The sequence below is a fragment of the Compostimonas suwonensis genome (assembly GCF_002797855.1).
Classification (GTDB): Bacteria; Actinomycetota; Actinomycetes; order Actinomycetales; family Microbacteriaceae; genus Compostimonas; species Compostimonas suwonensis.
In genome coordinates this window covers 240,209-256,156 of record NZ_PGFB01000005.1, presented here as the reverse complement: position 1 = coordinate 256,156, position 15,948 = coordinate 240,209, and the positions used below count along the sequence as shown (strand labels likewise).

The 15,948-nt window shown below is 67.1% G+C and carries 17 protein-coding genes; 5 read left to right on the top strand and 12 right to left on the bottom strand.

The features are described 5' to 3' along the window. Positions 1–8: 8 nt before the first annotated feature. Positions 9–1,163 carry a diguanylate cyclase domain-containing protein gene (locus CLV54_RS14655; protein WP_100345729.1) on the top strand — a complete coding sequence of 385 codons (1,155 nt, stop codon included), beginning with the start codon at positions 9–11 and terminating at the stop codon, positions 1,161–1,163. On the opposite strand, the gene CLV54_RS14650 is transcribed toward CLV54_RS14655, so the two are convergent. Continuing rightward, positions 1,144–1,752: a hypothetical protein gene (locus tag CLV54_RS14650; RefSeq protein ID WP_245861752.1), complete on the bottom strand. Its 609-nt coding sequence runs from the start codon at positions 1,750–1,752 to the stop codon at positions 1,144–1,146. The two genes, CLV54_RS14655 and CLV54_RS14650, sit on opposite strands and share 20 nt — an antisense overlap. Positions 1,753–1,954: 202 nt before the next feature. Here CLV54_RS14650 and CLV54_RS14645 point away from each other — a divergent pair, with 202 nt between their 5' ends. Further along, positions 1,955–3,436, top strand: coding sequence for a glycosyltransferase family 2 protein (locus CLV54_RS14645; RefSeq protein WP_245861751.1), 1,482 nt, complete (start codon positions 1,955–1,957; stop codon positions 3,434–3,436). Beyond that, positions 3,433–3,813, top strand: coding sequence for a hypothetical protein (locus CLV54_RS14640; RefSeq protein ID WP_100345728.1), 381 nt, complete (start codon positions 3,433–3,435; stop codon positions 3,811–3,813). Before CLV54_RS14645 ends, CLV54_RS14640 begins: the two co-directional genes overlap by 4 nt. Positions 3,814–3,858: 45 nt before the next feature. On the opposite strand, the gene CLV54_RS14635 is transcribed toward CLV54_RS14640, so the two are convergent. Both CLV54_RS14635 and CLV54_RS14630 read right to left on the bottom strand, forming a co-directional pair. Next, positions 3,859–4,716, bottom strand: coding sequence for a response regulator transcription factor (locus CLV54_RS14635; protein ID WP_100345727.1), 858 nt, complete (start codon positions 4,714–4,716; stop codon positions 3,859–3,861). A 114-nt stretch (positions 4,717–4,830) separates the two neighbouring features. Further along, positions 4,831–5,265, bottom strand: coding sequence for a hypothetical protein (locus CLV54_RS14630; RefSeq protein ID WP_100345726.1), 435 nt, complete (start codon positions 5,263–5,265; stop codon positions 4,831–4,833). 203 nt (positions 5,266–5,468) lie between these two features. On the opposite strand from CLV54_RS14630, the gene CLV54_RS14625 reads away from it, so the two are divergent. Then, positions 5,469–5,954 (top strand): DUF1801 domain-containing protein, encoded by a 486-nt coding sequence (locus CLV54_RS14625; RefSeq protein ID WP_100345725.1) that lies wholly within the window; start codon positions 5,469–5,471, stop codon positions 5,952–5,954. A gap of 151 nt (positions 5,955–6,105) precedes the next feature. Continuing rightward, the gene (locus CLV54_RS14620) at positions 6,106–7,581 is read left to right on the top strand and encodes a malate:quinone oxidoreductase (protein ID WP_281258188.1); all 1,476 of its coding nucleotides are present in this window, start codon (positions 6,106–6,108) and stop codon (positions 7,579–7,581) included. A gap of 173 nt (positions 7,582–7,754) precedes the next feature. Here CLV54_RS14620 and CLV54_RS14615 read toward each other — a convergent pair whose 3' ends face one another. From CLV54_RS14615 to CLV54_RS14575, 9 genes are all read right to left on the bottom strand, one after another. Then, positions 7,755–8,501 carry an SDR family NAD(P)-dependent oxidoreductase gene (locus CLV54_RS14615; RefSeq protein ID WP_100345723.1) on the bottom strand — a complete coding sequence of 249 codons (747 nt, stop codon included), beginning with the start codon at positions 8,499–8,501 and terminating at the stop codon, positions 7,755–7,757. Next, the gene (locus tag CLV54_RS14610; RefSeq protein WP_100345722.1) at positions 8,494–9,285 is read right to left on the bottom strand and encodes an N-acyl homoserine lactonase family protein; all 792 of its coding nucleotides are present in this window, start codon (positions 9,283–9,285) and stop codon (positions 8,494–8,496) included. Before CLV54_RS14610 ends, CLV54_RS14615 begins: the two co-directional genes overlap by 8 nt. A gap of 34 nt (positions 9,286–9,319) precedes the next feature. Continuing rightward, on the bottom strand, positions 9,320–10,255 hold the full coding sequence (locus CLV54_RS14605; protein WP_211294566.1) for an NAD(P)-dependent oxidoreductase: 936 nt from the start codon (positions 10,253–10,255) through the stop codon (positions 9,320–9,322). Further along, positions 10,252–11,091: an ABC transporter ATP-binding protein gene (locus CLV54_RS14600; RefSeq protein ID WP_100345721.1), complete on the bottom strand. Its 840-nt coding sequence runs from the start codon at positions 11,089–11,091 to the stop codon at positions 10,252–10,254. Before CLV54_RS14600 ends, CLV54_RS14605 begins: the two co-directional genes overlap by 4 nt. Beyond that, positions 11,084–11,851 (bottom strand): ABC transporter ATP-binding protein, encoded by a 768-nt coding sequence (locus CLV54_RS14595; protein ID WP_100345720.1) that lies wholly within the window; start codon positions 11,849–11,851, stop codon positions 11,084–11,086. The genes CLV54_RS14600 and CLV54_RS14595 overlap by 8 nt, the downstream gene beginning before the upstream one ends. Further along, positions 11,848–12,879: a branched-chain amino acid ABC transporter permease gene (locus tag CLV54_RS14590; RefSeq protein WP_100345719.1), complete on the bottom strand. Its 1,032-nt coding sequence runs from the start codon at positions 12,877–12,879 to the stop codon at positions 11,848–11,850. The genes CLV54_RS14595 and CLV54_RS14590 overlap by 4 nt, the downstream gene beginning before the upstream one ends. Next, positions 12,876–13,754 carry a branched-chain amino acid ABC transporter permease gene (locus CLV54_RS14585; protein WP_100345718.1) on the bottom strand — a complete coding sequence of 293 codons (879 nt, stop codon included), beginning with the start codon at positions 13,752–13,754 and terminating at the stop codon, positions 12,876–12,878. Before CLV54_RS14585 ends, CLV54_RS14590 begins: the two co-directional genes overlap by 4 nt. A 60-nt stretch (positions 13,755–13,814) precedes the next feature. Next, positions 13,815–15,029 carry an ABC transporter substrate-binding protein gene (locus tag CLV54_RS14580; protein ID WP_100345717.1) on the bottom strand — a complete coding sequence of 405 codons (1,215 nt, stop codon included), beginning with the start codon at positions 15,027–15,029 and terminating at the stop codon, positions 13,815–13,817. A gap of 181 nt (positions 15,030–15,210) precedes the next feature. After that, a complete protein-coding gene (locus CLV54_RS14575; RefSeq protein WP_170062009.1) occupies positions 15,211–15,888 on the bottom strand; it encodes a GntR family transcriptional regulator in 678 nt (225 codons plus the stop codon). Positions 15,889–15,948 lie beyond the last annotated feature (60 nt).

The window sequence follows — 15,948 nt, the reverse complement described above, 5'->3', positions numbered from 1 at the left end:
GGGGATGCATGACGTTCGATTTGCTCACTCTTCTGACGGCGAGCACGCTCATCGTCTCGCTGTGCGGCGTGATCTTCGTCTTCGACACCGCTCTGCGTCGCAACGACGCGGTGGGCCGGGCCTGGAGCCTCGCCTTCCTGGCCGGCATGCTCACGACGCTCTCGTACATCGTCTGGGACTTCGAGCCGGGCGCCTGGTGGGCGGTCGCGGTGGGCAACGCGGCCGTCGTCTTCTCGCAGGTGTGCATGTGGACGGGCGCGCGTCTGTACAACGGGCGCTCGTCGATGTTCTGGGTGGGCGGCCTCGTCACCCTCGTGGTCGCGGTGAGCGTTCCGTTGAGCGGAGACGTCCCGGGGGGCTGGGCGGGTGGGGGCTACATGATCATCGGCGTCGCCCTGTTCGCGGGCCTCGCGGGAGTCGAGTCCCTGCGGGGTCGCATGCGACGCTCCATCAACGCGACCCTGCTCTCAGCGGTCCTCTTCATCGGGGCGGCCTACTACCTCGTGCGGTTCTGCTTCTTCATCACGATAGGCCCCTTCGACCCCGTCTTCCGGATCTATCTCGGCACCGAGTCGGCGACCTTCGTGAGCATCATGCTCGTGGTCGGGGCATCCTTCTCGCTCGCCTTCCTGCGGGCGGGTCAGGTCTCGGGCTCGGCCCGTCGGACCGACGACACGAGCTACTCGGCCGGAGCCCTCGTCGCCAGCTCCTTCTACCGCCAGGGCGGCGACGTGGTCGAGCGGGCCGCCCGGCGCGGCCGGCGTCTGTTCCTCGTCATCGGCGAGCTCAACAACCTCGGTGAGATCAACACGGCTTTCGGCCGAGCCGCCGGCGACGAGGAGATCCGGATCTTCGCCGAGATCTTCCGCACGACCGCTCCCGAGACGGCCCTCATCGGAAGGCTCACGGCGAACAGGTTCGTGGTGCTCGGCTCGGCGTTCACCGAAACCATGGGGGAGCGGCTCGTCGGAGACATCGAGAGCGCGCTCGTCGATGCGGCCGTCGGAGTCGGCAGCGGCTTGCGGCCGACGGCGCGCTTCGGCTGGGCCACGACCGATCAGACCGGGTTCAGTCTGTCGGCGCTCTCCTCCGCCGCGATCGAGCGACTGGGCGGAGGGGCGGGCGACGGCCGTGCGCTGAGCCCTACGGGGCTATTGCAATAGTGAGGGTGTCGCTCGCCGTCTGTTTGGAGTACTCGGTCGAGGTCGGCGTTGTCTGAATCAGAAGCTCGTAGGTGAACGAGAGGGTCATGGATGTCGCCGCCGGATCGACGGCGGGCAGAATGAACGTCTGGCTGTAGCTGTACGGATCTTTGATGCTGTACCCCGGAGAGACGTTGGCCTGGTCGCTCACGGCGCCCGGGGCGGCGAGGGCGCCCGATTCGCCGGCGACGGCCGGAACGAGTGTCACTTTCGAGAGGTACACGCCCTGCCCGGCATCCGTGCCGAGTGTGGCGCTCAGGCCGAAGCTGATCGGCTTGTTGGCGTTCACGGTCCACTGGTCCATACTCAAGCTCGACCAGTACCTGACTGTCAGCGCCGCATCGCCCGCGACCAGCTTGCGCTCCGTCGAGCCGGTCGCGAGCTCGTTGACGAGCGGCTCGATCGTCGGGGTCGATGTGGGGGTCGACGATGCGGACGACTGCAGCTGGGCTTGCTCCCACGGCGGAGTGCCGCAGCCGCTCAGGGCGAGGGCGATGAGGCCGGCCCCCGCGACGGCGGCCATCAGGCGTGTGCTGCGGGAGGTCGTCATCGGGAGAGTTGTCCTTGGTCTCTGACGGTCTTCTGGCCGACGGCTGCCGTTCAGCTCGGCACAGCGGGTACGGTGCGGAAATCTTGAGACTTTCTTGTGCCGACCCTAGCGTAAACCGTCCGGGACCTTGAGGGGCACCCTGCACACTCGTATTCGTCAACACGATGCGGCACGAAGAGGCCAGCACAGAAAGGAGACAGCCGTGACGGTAAGCCCTAGCACACCAGTGAATCCCTTCACCCCGAATATCATCGCCCCCCGGGGATTCGCAGCGTCTCCTCTGAGCGACCTCGAAGCTCACGCGAACGAGTTCATCGCCAGCGTCGACGCGCTTCCCGTCTACCGGCCCACGATCGGATGTATCGTGCCCGCGTACAACGAGGAGGAGTCGATCGCCGGAGTACTCGAATCGCTTCTGGCGCAGACTCGCTTGCCCGACGTCATCCATGTGGTCGTGAACAACACGACCGACCGGACCGTCGCCATCGCGAGCAACTACGCCGGACGCCATCGCAGTTCCCATGATGGCGGGCTTCAGGCGACCGAGATCTTCGTGCACGATATCGGGGAGAACCCCGACAAGAAGGTGGGCGCGCTCAACTACGGCTTCGAGCTCGTACGCGGCTGCGACTACCTGCTTGGTGTGGACGGCGACACGACGGCGCGACCCGACGCCGTCGAGGCGCTTGAGGCCGAGATCTCATCCGATACCCGAATCGGTGGGATCTCGGCCATCTACAGCATCGACGACCACTCGGCGAAGGGCGTCATGGCGGCGTTTCTGACGGCCGGCCAGCGTGCGCAGTTCGCTGCCTTCAACATGCAGAACATGCTGCGCGGCCGCAACATGGCCGTGCTCGGCGGCCAGTTCTCGATCTTCTCGGTGCGCGCCCTGAGCCAGGTGATGGAGGAGAGCCACCAGACGACGCCGTGGGTCAAGGACAGCGAGGTGGAGGATTCGCTTCTCTCCTTGCAGATCAAGAGCGCCGGCTATCTCACCAAGATCAGCGCCCGTGCCCGCGCCGACGTCGGCGGGATGAACAATCTCCGCTCCCTCGACGGGCAGCAGGTGAAGTGGAACTATGGCGCCATCGACCTGATGTGGCCCGGCCAGCGTGGTGATACCAAGGGCCAGCCGCTGCACCCGAACCTGCGTCTGCGCTGGCTCGAGAACTTCTCGATGGCTGTCAACATCGTCACCCGGCTGCTCTTCGTCGTGCTGCTCATCGCCTCGCTCTCGATCCACGCTTTCGTCTTCTCGCCCGTCTGGCTCATTCCGGTCGGCGTCGCGACCCTCCTCAACCTGCGCACGGCCCTGTCGATGAAGAACCACAACTGGCGAGACATCCTCTTCGCGCTTCTGTTTGTGCCCGCTGAGCTCTACATGTGGATCCGGATCGGGCACTTCGTGCGCGCATGGGGCAAGTTCGCGAGCCGCCAGCAGACCGACAACTGGGCGGAGCAGGCCAAGGCCGAGCGCGGCTCGGGAAACGCATACCTCGGACCGCTGCTCGTCGCCCTCGTCGCGATCGGTCTGCTCGTCTTCGGCTGGTTCCAGCTCCCCGTCATCGCGCAGTCGACGATCCTCTGGATCGGCTGGCCCGTGCTCGGCACGATCACCGTGCTTCAGACCATCGGAATGCTCGGCAAGTTCCTCCGCCGCCACCGTGGATACCGGGTGTGACCCTGTCTGATCTCATCGACAAGGCCGTGCTGAGGGACCTCCTGGACCAACTGTCGGGGGATCTCGGCGGCAGCCGTGTCTTCGTGGAGAACTTCGTCGGCCTCTGGGACACACGATCCCGGAGGCTCACGTGCGCCCTCGACGAGAGCGACCCCGATGAGGCCCACATCGTGCTGCTGAGCATCGCGAGCAGCTGTGCGATGGTGGGCGCGATCGCCGTGTGCGCGATCGCCGGCGTCATCGACGCCGCGGTTGTCTTCGGCGACTTCGCCGAGGCCCGTCGGCACCTCGTGCGGCTCGAGGACGTCGCGACGCGCACTCTCGACGAGCTCTCGGCGATGCTCGCGAGTTGGGGCCCACGGGCTCTCGCCGACTGAGCCGGCTCGGCGCTCCAGGCCTGCCGGTCTGCGCGTCCCGCGGCTCTAGTGGTCTTCGGGCGCCGTCAGCCGATAGCCGATGCCGCGCACCGTCTCGATCCAGCGCGGGTTGGTCGAGCTCTCACCGAGCTTCCTGCGCAGGTTTCCCATGTGCACCTCGACGGCGCGTTTGTCGGATTCGCTGATGTAGTGGTTGGTGATGTAGCTCTCGCCTCGCAGCAGCAGCGCCAGATCGGCCTTGCTGCGCACCCTTCGCCGGGATTCGAGCAGCGCCACCAGCAGATCGAACTCGCTGCGCGTGAGCTCGATCTCGGTCGTGTCGACCGCGGCGAGGCGGGTCGCGGCGTTCGCACGCAGGCCGTTGTGCACGAGCCATTCGTCCTCGTGCTCGAAGTCGTCGGGCAGTGTGCGGGTCGTGGCCGTGTCCGGGTCGGATGCCGGTGCCGCCGCGATCGCGGGCGCGGTGGCCGCAGCGACCCCGGCGGGCGCGGCGGCGTCGTTCGCGGGCTCGTCGGCCAGCGGCATCCGGGGCCGTCTGAGCATCGCCTCGATGCGTGCCCGCAGCTCGCGGGGGCGGAACGGCTTGATGATGTAGTCGTCGGCTCCGGCCTCGAGGCCCTGCAGGATGTCGATCTCCTCGCCGCGCGCGGAGATCATCACGATGTAGGTGCTGCTGAACGAGCGGATGCGGCGGGCCGTCTCATAGCCGTCGATGCCGGGCATGCTCACATCGAGGGTCGTGACGAGCGGGTTGTAGCTCGTGACCGCCTGGACGCCGTCGACGCCGTTACCGGTGGCGACGGTCTGGAAGCCCGCCTGGCTCAGCACCGTCTCGAGCAGGTGGCGGATGTCGATGTCGTCTTCGATGACGACGGCCATACGCGGGGTCGGGGTGGTGTCCATGGTGACTACGGTACCAATGGCATCTGCCCGGATGCGCACAGCACGGGCTGATGAGTGCGGGTTTCTGCGATCGGCTTCACCGACCGGGCGGTACGCCGCGGGGCGTCAGCCGGGTCAGGATGCGCTGTACTCGATGGTGAGCGTGTACGGGCCTGACCACGGGCGGGGCGTGTCCCCGCTGACGATGAGCTCGGTGCCGTTCTCGCGGAACTCGGTGCGCCGATTCGTGTTGACCATCATGGCCGTGGCGAACTGGCGCCAGGTGCGCCCCGCGATCGGCGGGGCGCCGCGGTCGAAGACGAGCTCGAAGACCGTGTCGTCGGCGGTGAAGCCGACCGTGACGAGCCAGTCGCGGTCGCAGTCCTTGGTGTGCACGAGTGTCGTGATCGTGACTCCGGGGCTCACGGCCAGCGGCGCGAGGGCGTGCGAGCCGAGGGCTGTCGTGGAATACGGCAGGAGGCCGCGGGCGGGATCCTCGGCACCGCCGTCGGCGGCGAGCTGGACTCGGGATGCCGGCAGGGGAATCCGCTGGGCGGGCGGGAGGGTCACATCATTCCTTCGGTGTCGGAGTATGGCGACTCTGCCGCAGGGATGCCCGGCGAGTTCTGTGCGCGGGCCGGCTTCGGTCCTCAGCGTAGTCGGCACTTTGGGGGACAACAGGGGGATCCTCCAGAACATTGCCGGTCAGCCCACTACTGGGGGTACGGAGGATGATCCTCGACCACGGGCCGGCGGCTCGGTACCGTGGTCGTATGGACGCGGCGGACGATGTGGACGAGGGGGCGGAGGGGCGAGCGGAGACGGGAGTGCCGGCGGAGGTGGCCGCATACCTCGACGGTCTGCCGGAGGGGAGGCGGAGCGTCATCCGCCCCGTCTTCGAGACGGTGCGCGAGGCGATGCCCGAGGGCTACGAGCTCGTGCTCGCGTGGGGCATGCCCGGCTGGGTCGTGCCGCTCACGACCTTTCCCCGCACCTACAACGGGCAGCCGCTCGCCTACGTCTCGCTCGCGGACCAGAAGAACTACAACTCGCTGTATCTGATGGGCCTGTACAGTGACGGGCCCGAGGATCGCGCGTTCCGCGAGGCGTGGGAGGCGACGGGGCTCGCGCTCGACATGGGCAAGAGCTGCCTGCGGTTCCGGGCTCTCGGCGACGTCGATCTGCCGCTCATCGCGCGCACCGTCGCGTCGATGCCCGTGCCGCGCTTCCTCGAGGTGTACGAGCGGGCTCGGGGCTGAGCTCCGCGACGGGTCGGCACGGGCGCCGACCCGAGCGGCACGGGCGTCGCCGGCGATGAGCGTCGCAAGAACGCCTAAACTCGTAGGGTGCGCGCCGACGGGCCGCACGCGGCCATGCGCTGCATTTCACGGAAAGGCAGAAGGTTCATCCGTGCCCTCTTCTGAACCCATCGACGTTGTGCTCATCGGTGGTGGCATCATGAGTGCCACCCTCGGAACGCTCATCAAGCAGTTGCAGCCCGACTGGAGCATCCGCGTCTACGAGCGGCTGGGCGCACTCGCCCAGGAGAGCTCGAACCCCTGGAACAACGCGGGCACCGGCCACGCGGCCCTCTGCGAGCTCAACTACATGCCCGAGGCGCCCGACGGCAGCGTCGACCCCGCCAAGGCTGTGAGCATCAACGAGCAGTTCCAGATCAGCCGCCAGTTCTGGTCGTACCTCGTGCGCGACGGAGCCCTCTCCGACACCGGGTTCATCAACTCCACGCCGCACATGACCTTCGTGCAGGGCGAGGCCAACGTCGAGTACCTGCGCAAGCGGTTCGAGGCGCTCACCGACCAGCCGCTCTTCAACAACATGGAGTTCACGACGGATGCCGCGACCCTCGGCGAGTGGACCCCCCTCCTCACGGCGAAGCGCGCCGCCGGAGAGAAGATCGCGGCGACGCGCTCGGAGTACGGCACCGACGTCGACTTCGGCGCTCTGACCGTGCAGCTCATGGACTACCTCACGGCGAACGGCGCCGAGCTCGCCCTCAACCGCGAGGTGCGCGGCATCCGCAAGCAGAAGGACGGGCTCTGGAAGCTCAAGCTCCTGCACACGGTGGGGCGCACCACCGAGGAGGTGACCGCTCGCTTCGTGTTCGTGGGGGCGGGCGGCGGTGCTCTCGAACTGCTGCAGAAGTCGGGCATCCCCGAGATCAAGGGCTTCGGAGGCTTCCCGATCAGCGGGCAGTTCTTCCGCACGAGCAACCCGGAGATCGTCGCGCAGCACAAGGCGAAGGTCTACGGCAAGGCGGGCAAGGGCGCGCCGCCCATGTCGGTTCCGCACCTCGACACACGCATCGTCGACGGCCAGGCGACCCTGCTCTTCGGGCCGTACGCGGGATTCAGCCCCAAGTTCCTCAAGTCGGGGTCGATCACCGATCTGCCCTTCTCGATCCGCGCCCACAACCTCGGGCCCATGCTGGCCGTCGCGCGCGACAACGTCGACCTCATCAAGTACCTCGTGGGCGAGCTGCTCGCCACCCGCTCGAAGAAGCTCGCGGCTCTGCGCGAGTTCATGCCGACGGCGAAAGACGAGGACTGGGAGCTCATCACCGCAGGGCAGCGTGTGCAGGTCATGAAGAAAGACCCGAAGAGGGGCGGCGTGCTGCAGTTCGGAACCGAGGTCATCACCTCGGCCGACGGCACGATCTCCGGCCTGCTCGGTGCGTCTCCGGGCGCCTCGACGGCGGCGCCCATCATGTTCGACCTCGTCGCGACCTGCTTCCCCGACCACATAGCGGAGTGGGAGCCGAAGCTGCGCGAGATGGTGCCGAGCTACGGCACGGTGCTCTCAGACGACCCGGAGCGCGCGGCCGAGTCGCTCGCCGCCACGGCGGAGGTTCTGGGGCTCACGGCGTAGGCGCCGGCGCGATGCCGGCCGGGGCGCGTGCGGGCGGAACAGGACGGTTTCTGCGGTACGCCCGTCGTCGCGGCATCCGTTCGCGGCGCGTGAGCATCTCACCCCGTTCGGAGGGCGAGGGGTCGGGCCCGCGAACGGATGCCGGAGTCGGTGGTCGGTGCTCTCGCCGAAGCTCAGGCGAGCCGCAGCTTGCCCCCGTCGACGTGCACGACCGCGCCCGTCGTGTACGAGGACATGTCCGACGCGAGGAACACCACGGTCGGGGCGATGTCTTCAGCAAGGCCCAGCCGGCCGAGCGGAGTGCGCTCCGTCGCCTTCTCGCGGTTGCCGGGAACCGTCCAGCGTTCGGCGTTGAGGTTGCTCTCGACGGTACCGGGGGCGACGACGTTGACACGGATGCCGTGTGGCCCGAGCGCGACCGCGAGACCGTAGCTCATCGTCTGGATCGCGCCTTTTGTGGCGGCGTAGGCGACCGTGGCGGCGTGCGCGACCGATGCGTTGATCGACGAGATGTTGACGATCGATCCCGGCCTGCCGGCGTCCACAAGCCGTCGCGCGACGGCCTGGCTGCACAGGAACGTGCCCTTGACGTTGACGGCGAAGATGTTCTCCCACTCCGCCTCGGTCACCTCGAGGATGTCTTTGCGCACGGTGACGGCGGCATTGTTGACGAGCACATCGAGGCTGCCGTAGCGATCCCAGACCGAGTCGACGAATCCGTCGATGCTCGCGGAGTCGCGCACGTCGCAGACCTCGATCGACGGGTCGTTCGGCGAGAGCCCGGTGCCGATCACTCGAGCGCCCGCGTTCTCGCACGCCCGTACGATGCCGGCGCCGATCGTGCCCCCCGCGCCGGTCACCCAGACGGTCTTTCCGGTGAGCAGCCCGGTCAGGGCCCCTGCGTCCGTCGCCTCAGGCAATCCGCACCGCCAGGCCTTCGAGCCCGTCGACGGCGGGGAACCGCTCCAAGACGAGCGGGTCGTGACCGGGCACGATGAGCTCCTCGGAGTCCGCGAGCTCGCGGATCGTGTCGAAGGCGAGGTGCATCGAGTACAGGTGGTCGACGAGTGCGTACGGCCGGTCGCTGCCGATGTTCTCGTAGAAGTGGCTGGCATCTGCGGTGAGCACAACGTGCCCTGCAGCGGTCTGGATGCGGAAGATCTGCAAGCCGGCAGTGTGGCCGCCGGTGCGATGCAGGGTGATCCCGGGGACGACCTCGACCTCGCCGTCGACGAGCTCGACACGCCCCGACGCGATCTGGCTCGCGATGTACTCCATGTCTCCGGGCTCCCAGTGGTGCACATTGTCGCCGCGGGAGCCGCTCGGTGCGTTCCAGAAATCCCACTCCTTCTGCTGGATCAGCACGCGGGCGGCAGGGAAGTCCTTGATGTGCCCGACATGGTCGTAGTGCAGATGGCTGATCGCGAGGTGTTCGACGGTGCTCGCATCGATGCCGAGCGCACCGAGGGTTTCCATGGGCGACTGCAGGTAGTCGCGGTTTCCCCTGCGCGCGGCGGTCTCCGGCGTGTAGCCGGCGTCGAAGACCACCGTCGCCTCGGGGGAGGTCGCCACCCACACGAAGTAGTCGATCGGCATGGGTGCGCCGCCATGCGGGTCGCCGCGATAGAAGTGCTCCCAACGATATGAGGCGTCGCGGTGGGCGAACCTGATCGCATAGACCTGGTATTCGGGGGAATCTGTCACTGTCGTCTCCTTGGACTCTTGCTGTTGCGGCTTCTCAGGCCCCGTCCGGCGTCTCGCCCTCGGAGGCGAGCGAGCGGTCGAGCCAGCCCTCCCAGAGCTTCGCGATCGCCGCGTAGTCCAGCCGGCCGTAGCCTTCGTTGGTCGCGATCTCGTAGACCGTGTGCGAGGCCGAGATCGCGAAGAGCGGCACCTTCGCCTCCTGTGCGAGCGCGAGGGCGAGCGTCGAGTCCTTGCGGGCGGCCTCCGTCGGCATCCCGCCCTCGTAGTCCCCATCGAGGATGCGCTCGCCGTAGCGGTGGCTGAGCGGCCGCATGAGCCCTCGCTCGGTGTCCTGCAGGATGCGGACGAGGTCGGCGCCGGAGACACCCGTGCTGGCGGCGAGGGCCGCGCCCTCGACGAGCACGACCATCACGGCGTGGATGACGGCGTTGTGGATCACCTTCGCGGCCATGGCGCTGCCGATCCCGCCCATACGCGTGACCTCGCCGAGCGCGCGGAGATAGGGCTCGGCGTCGTCGAGATCGTCGTCGTCTCCGCCGGCGAGCACAACCGCTTCGCCGGCGATCATCTGGGCGACACCGGAGAGCAGAGCCGCGTCGATGATGCGCACGCCCCGGGGTGCGAGCTTCTCTTGCAGCTTCTGCATGTCGGAGGGGTTCACTGTGCTCGTCTCGATGATGAGCGTGCCCCGGCTCAACGACGGCAGCAACTGCTCGGCGACGGCAGCCGAGATCTGGGGCGTCGGAAGCGAGAAGACGATGACGGAGGCGGGGGCGAGCTCGGGCACGGTTGCGACCGTCGTGATGTTCGGCCGATCGGCGAGCTCCTGTCGCCTCGCCTCACTGAGATCGAACCCGACCACCGGTCCGACGACGGCCAGCCGGTCGGCGAGGGCGCTGCCCATGTTGCCGAGGCCGCACACTCCGATGATCGTGCCCGTCGGTGCTGCAGTGTTGTTGTCGGTGCTCACGCCCGTCCTCCTCCGTTGTCATGCTGCTTGCGGCTCTCGTTCGAGCCGCCGGCCCGGCTGTAATGCGGCAGTTCGACCATCTCTCGACCGGATGCCGCGACCGGGGAGTCCTCCTCCGATGTCGTCCCGGCGACCAGGTCCATCAGATCCACGGTGTCGCGCAGCTCGGCGCTCGGCCCGTGCCGGATGACCCGGCCCAGTTCGAGCATGTACGCGCGGTCGCTCACATCGAGGGCGATGGTGGCGTTCTGCTCGACGAGCAGGATCGTCAGGCCTTCGCGATTGAGCTCCTGGAGCACGAGGAAGATCGTCTCGATCAGGCGTGGTGCGAGCCCGAGCGAGGGTTCGTCGAGCACGAGCATCGCGGGCGACGACATCAGAGCGCGGGCGATCGCGAGCATCTGCTGCTCACCGCCGCTCAGGGTGCCGGCGGCCTGCTTGCGGCGCTCGGCGAGCACGGGGAAGAGATCGAAGACCCGCTCGAGCGCGGGTCCGGCGAGGGCCGAGCGTTTCGGGCGCGGGATGGGGTAGGTGCCGAGCCTCAGGGTCTCGGCGACCGACATGCTCGGGAAGAGCTCGCGGCCTTCGGGCACGAGCATAAGACCCCGGCGCACACGGGCGTCGCAGGAGAGCTGCGAGACGTCGTCGTCGCGGAAGACGACGCTGCCGCCGCGCAGGGGGAGCATGCCCGAGATCGCTTTGACGAGCGTCGACTTGCCCGCACCGTTGAGGCCGACGAGCGACACGATCTCACCCGCTGCGACGGTGATCGAGATGTCGTCGAGAACGTCGGGGCCGCCGGGATACCCGCAGCGTACATCGGTGACCTCAAGCATCGCGATCCGCCCGTCCCAGGTAGGCGTCGATGACCGCTTGGTTGGTGCGCACCGACTCCGGTTCCCCTTCCGCCAGCTTCTTGCCGAAGTCCAGGACCACGATCTTGTCGGCGAGTCCCATGACGAACGGCATGTTGTGCTCGATCATCAGCACCGTACGCCCCGTTTCTTTGATCGATGCGAGAACACTCGCGAGATAGCCCACTTCGGTCGAGTGCAGACCTGCGGCCGGTTCGTCGAGCAGCAGCACGTCCGCCCCGGTCGCGAGCGCTTTGGCGATCTCGACGAGGCGCTGCTGCCCGTAGGGAAGCTCTTGCAGATGACTGTCGGCGAGATGCTCGACGCCGAGGGCTGCGAGGGTCTGGTAGGCCTCGTCGCGCAGCACGTTCTCGCTCCTGCGTGTCGACGGGAGACCGAGCATGGCTGTGCCGAATCTCTGCCCGGAACGCGCATGCCCGGCTGTCATGACGGTCTCCAGCACGGTGAGGCCTTCGAAGGCGCGCACGAGCTGGAAGGTGCGGGCGAGCCCGCTGCCCAGCACCTGCGCCGGTTTGAGCCCGGTGATGACGCGGCCACCGAGCGTCACGGTTCCCGAGCTCACGCGATGGAAGCCCGCGATGCAGTTGAACATCGTGGTCTTGCCCGCACCGTTCGGGCCTATGACCGCCGTGAGCTCGCCGTCCTCCGCCGTGAAGCTCACATCGGTCAGCGCGCGCAGACCGCCGAAGTTCTTCGTCAGACCTGAGATCTCGAGTTTCATGCCTGCGGCTCCTTAGCGACCGGGCGGCGCGTTCGTCGCCACCACGATGAGATCTGCCGTGGCAGTCCGGCGATGCCCTGGGGCATGAACAGCAGCACGATGAGCACGATGATCGCGAAGACCAGGCTCTTGGCCGTGTTCAGCCCGTACAGGAACTCGGGCAGCAGCAGCACGACGACCGCGCCGATGACACCGCCGAGGCGGTGGCCCATACCGCCGATGATGACCATCAGGAGGATCTGGATGGAGGTGTCGAAGCTGAACACCTCTGGTGTCACCACCTGCGCGACGTGAGCGTAGAAGATCCCTGCGATCGCGGAGAGCCCGGCGGCGAGCACAAAACTCGCGGTGCGGTACCGCGAGACCGGCACGCCGAGGGCGGCAGCGGCATCCGGATCGTCACGAAGCGACCGCAACGCCCTCCCGACGGAGTAGTTGGTGAGGTTGCGCAGCAGCCAATAGGCGAGCACCGCGACACCGACCACGATGTAGGGGAACCGGCTCGTGAGGAACTCGCCGAGCACCGATTGCACGGGGACGATGAGGCCGTCGTGGCCGCCTGTCAGGGTTCCACCCTGTCCGATGAGCGTCTCGACGATGAGGCCGAAGGCGAGCGTGGCGAGGGCGAGGTAGTGGCCTTTGAGCCGGAGCACGGGGAAGCTGATGATCCAGGCCACCGCCATGCAGAACGCGATGGCGAGGGGCCAGGCCAGGTAGACCGGAACACCCAGCTGGGTCTCGAGGATGACCGAGCCGTAAGAGCCGAGCGCGTAGAAGGCGGCTTGGCCGAGCGAGATCTGCCCCGTGTACCCGAAGACCAGGTTGAGGCCCATCGCGAGGAGTCCGAAGACCGCAATGTCCTCGAGGATCCTGATGTAGTAGGCGCTCTGCAGCAGACCGGGCAGCGAGACGATGACGACGCTGAGCGCGACCTCGACCCAGAACTGGGCGCGGGTGCGTGCGAGGGAGAGCGAGGCCGTGCCGCCGTTGATCTCCCGGGCGCGGGTGAGAGGCGATTTGATCGTCATGCGGTCCGCCTGCTCATGATCTGCACACGCAGCGGTTGGATGCAGAGCGCGACGAGCAGCACGGCGTACGCGATCGCCGAAGCGTATGCGCTCGAGAGGTAGTAGGCCGTGAGCGTCTCGAGGATGCCGAGCGCCACGCCCGCGATCATCGCCTTGTTGACGCTGTCGAAGCCGCCGAGCACGGCCGCCGCGAATCCCTTGACGCCGAGCTCGAGACCCATCCGGGGCCCGGCGCCGAGGATGGGCGCGATGAGCAGGCCGCCGATGCAGGTGATGACGATGCTCACGATGAACGCGATGGTCAGCATCCTCGGAACACGGATACCGGTGACCTCCGCGCCTGTGCGGTTGAGGCCCACGGCTTTGAGCGACAGGCCGCTGAGAGTGCGGTTGAAGAAGAACCACACGCCCACGACGATCGCCCAGGCGACGAGCACGCTCAGGAGCGTCTGCGGTCGTACCGACAGGCCTGCGAGCGAGATCGGGTCGTTGGGCACGAGCGGCGGCACACCGCGTTGCTGATCGCCGGCGATGAGCGCCGCGAGTTCGGCGAGGATGATGCCGAAGACGAGGGTGCCGACGACGATGCTGTACACGGGAGCACCCCGTCGCTGCAGTGGTCGCACCAATCCATGGTCGAAGACCAGTGCGACCAGTACAGCGACGACGACGACAACCGGGATCGCCACGAAATAGCTCAGACCGAACTGGCTCACAACGAGATAGCTCGTCACGGCTCCCACCATCAGCATGTTGCCCTGGGCGAAGTTCACGATGCCGGTGGCGTGATGGATGATAAGGAAGCCCAGCGCGATCAGGCCGTAGATGCTGCCGACCGCGAGCCCGGCGATGATGAGTTGCAACGCGGTATTCACGTGACGATCCTCTTTCGGGTTGTCTTCATTGACGTGGGTCTTGCGAACGTCGCTCCGGTGTTACTGACCGGACTCGACGTCGCTCGAGAGGAACGAGAACGCGCCGTCCTTGATCTCGTACAGCACGAGGAAGTCCTTGCTCGGCGCCTCGTGCCGGTCCGTGCTGAACGAGAGAGTCGATCCTTCGCGACCGGATGCCGCGTCGGTGAGCTCCACGGAGCCGAGCGCTTTCGCGAGCGCGTCGCCGCCCTCGCCGTCGGTCTCCTCGAGCGCCGCGGCGAGCATGTTCATGGAGTCATAGCCCATGGCCGAGTAGACGTGGGCGGGGTCGTCGTCGGCGCCGTACGCTGCGTCGTAGGCGTCGATGAACGCCCCTCCCTCGGCTTTCGACGGGTCGACGACCGCGGGGATGATGACGCCGTTGGCCGCGTCGCCGGCGAGCGAGAGGAACGACTTCGCCGCGAGACCGCGACCGCCGATGACGGGCACATCCCAGCCGATCTGCTGCAGTGTCTTGAGGAAGAGCGCACCGTCGGGGCCCAGGCTGTAGAGGTAGATCGAGTCGCAGCCGGCATCGCGCAGGGTGAGCGCGGGAGCCGTCATGTCGGTCGCGTTGACCTCGTGGCGGGCGACGGCGTGGATGGGCAGGTCATGCTTCGCGAAGACCGTGTTGATCGTCGTGAGCCCGCCCTCTCCGTAGGCCGTGGTGTCGGCCAGCACACAGATGGCCTGGTAGCCCTTTTGTTCGAACACAGATGCGATCGCGTCGACGTCGTAGGTGTTGTTCTCGGTGACCCGGAAGGTGAGCGGGAATCCGGCCGCGGCGGGGTCGATCAGGGTGTCTTCCTGGGCGATCGTGATGATGCGGGGCACGTTCGCGCCGGTGACGATCACGCTGTTGGCCTTGACGGTGCCCGAGTTGGGGCCTCCGAGAACCGCGACGACGCCGTCCTGCTGCACGAGCTTCTGCGCTGCGGTGGCGGAGGTGGCCGGGTCGGACTTGTCGTCGGCGGTCACCACTTCGAGCTGCCGACCGGCGATTCCGCCGGCTTCGTTGAGCTGATCGACGGCCAGCTGCACGCCGTTGAGGTCCGATTGCCCGTTGGCGGCGGAACCGCCGCTGAGGGCGCCGAGGTAGCCGACCTTGATGGGGGAGCCGGAGTCGCTGGAACCTGAGCCGCTGCCGCCATCGGTGGTGACGGGGGCGCATCCGGCCAGGAGGAGGAGGATTGCTGCTGTGCTTGTTACAAGTGTTATCCGTGTGCTGCGGGACATCCTTGGCCTGCCTTCCGTTATGAGATTAGGGATACTTGCATACAAGTAAACTAGGACCCACCCACAAGCGAGTCAAGGGGTTTCCGATAACAAACCCGCGAGAATGACAGCGACGCCGATCGCCGCTTCGGCGAGGTCGGGGGAGCGGCCGGAGAACGGGACGAGGCGATGGACGAGGGCATCAGCGCCGAGCTGCGAAGGATTCCTCGATGACGTGGAGGGCCGGCCCCGCGCTGTTCTCGACGTGCTGGCGCATCAGATGCTCCGCGAGCTCCGCGTCGCCGACGACGAGCGCGGAGTAGATGGCCTGGTGCTCGCGCACGGCCTCGACGGGGCGCCCTTTGCCGCGGGAGGCGAGCATCCGGTATCGGTCGATGTGGCCGCGGATCTGCTGGAGGGCCTCTTTGGCCCAGCGATTGGCCGCCACGTGCTCGATGTGCGCGTGGAACTCGCGCCCCAGCAGCACGATCGTCTGCTCGTCGGTGGTCGGGACCTTGTGCATCCTGTCGATGATCTCGCCCAAGACCTCCAGGTCGTCGGTCGTGAGCTTCACCGACGCCTCACGCGCCATGAGCCCCTCGAGGAGGGCTCGAACGTTGTAGATCCCCCGGATGTCCTCCATCCTCACGTCCGTGACGCTGAAGCCGCCGCTCGAGCGCTTCTCGACGAGCTGCTCCCCGAGCAGCAGGCGCAGGGCCTCGCGGATGGGGGTGCGGCTCACGCCGAGGGTCTTGACCAGGTCGAGCTCGGTGAGCTTCTGACCGGGAGGGATCTGCCCGGAGATGATCTGGTCGCGAAGGAGGGAGAACACTCCGTCGGCCATCGATTGGCGCTGGAAGTTCGCCGAAAAATCTCCCATGATGGCCCTTCTCGCTTTCGTACCACATACAGGTATGCAATAGAACATAACCAGGGGAGC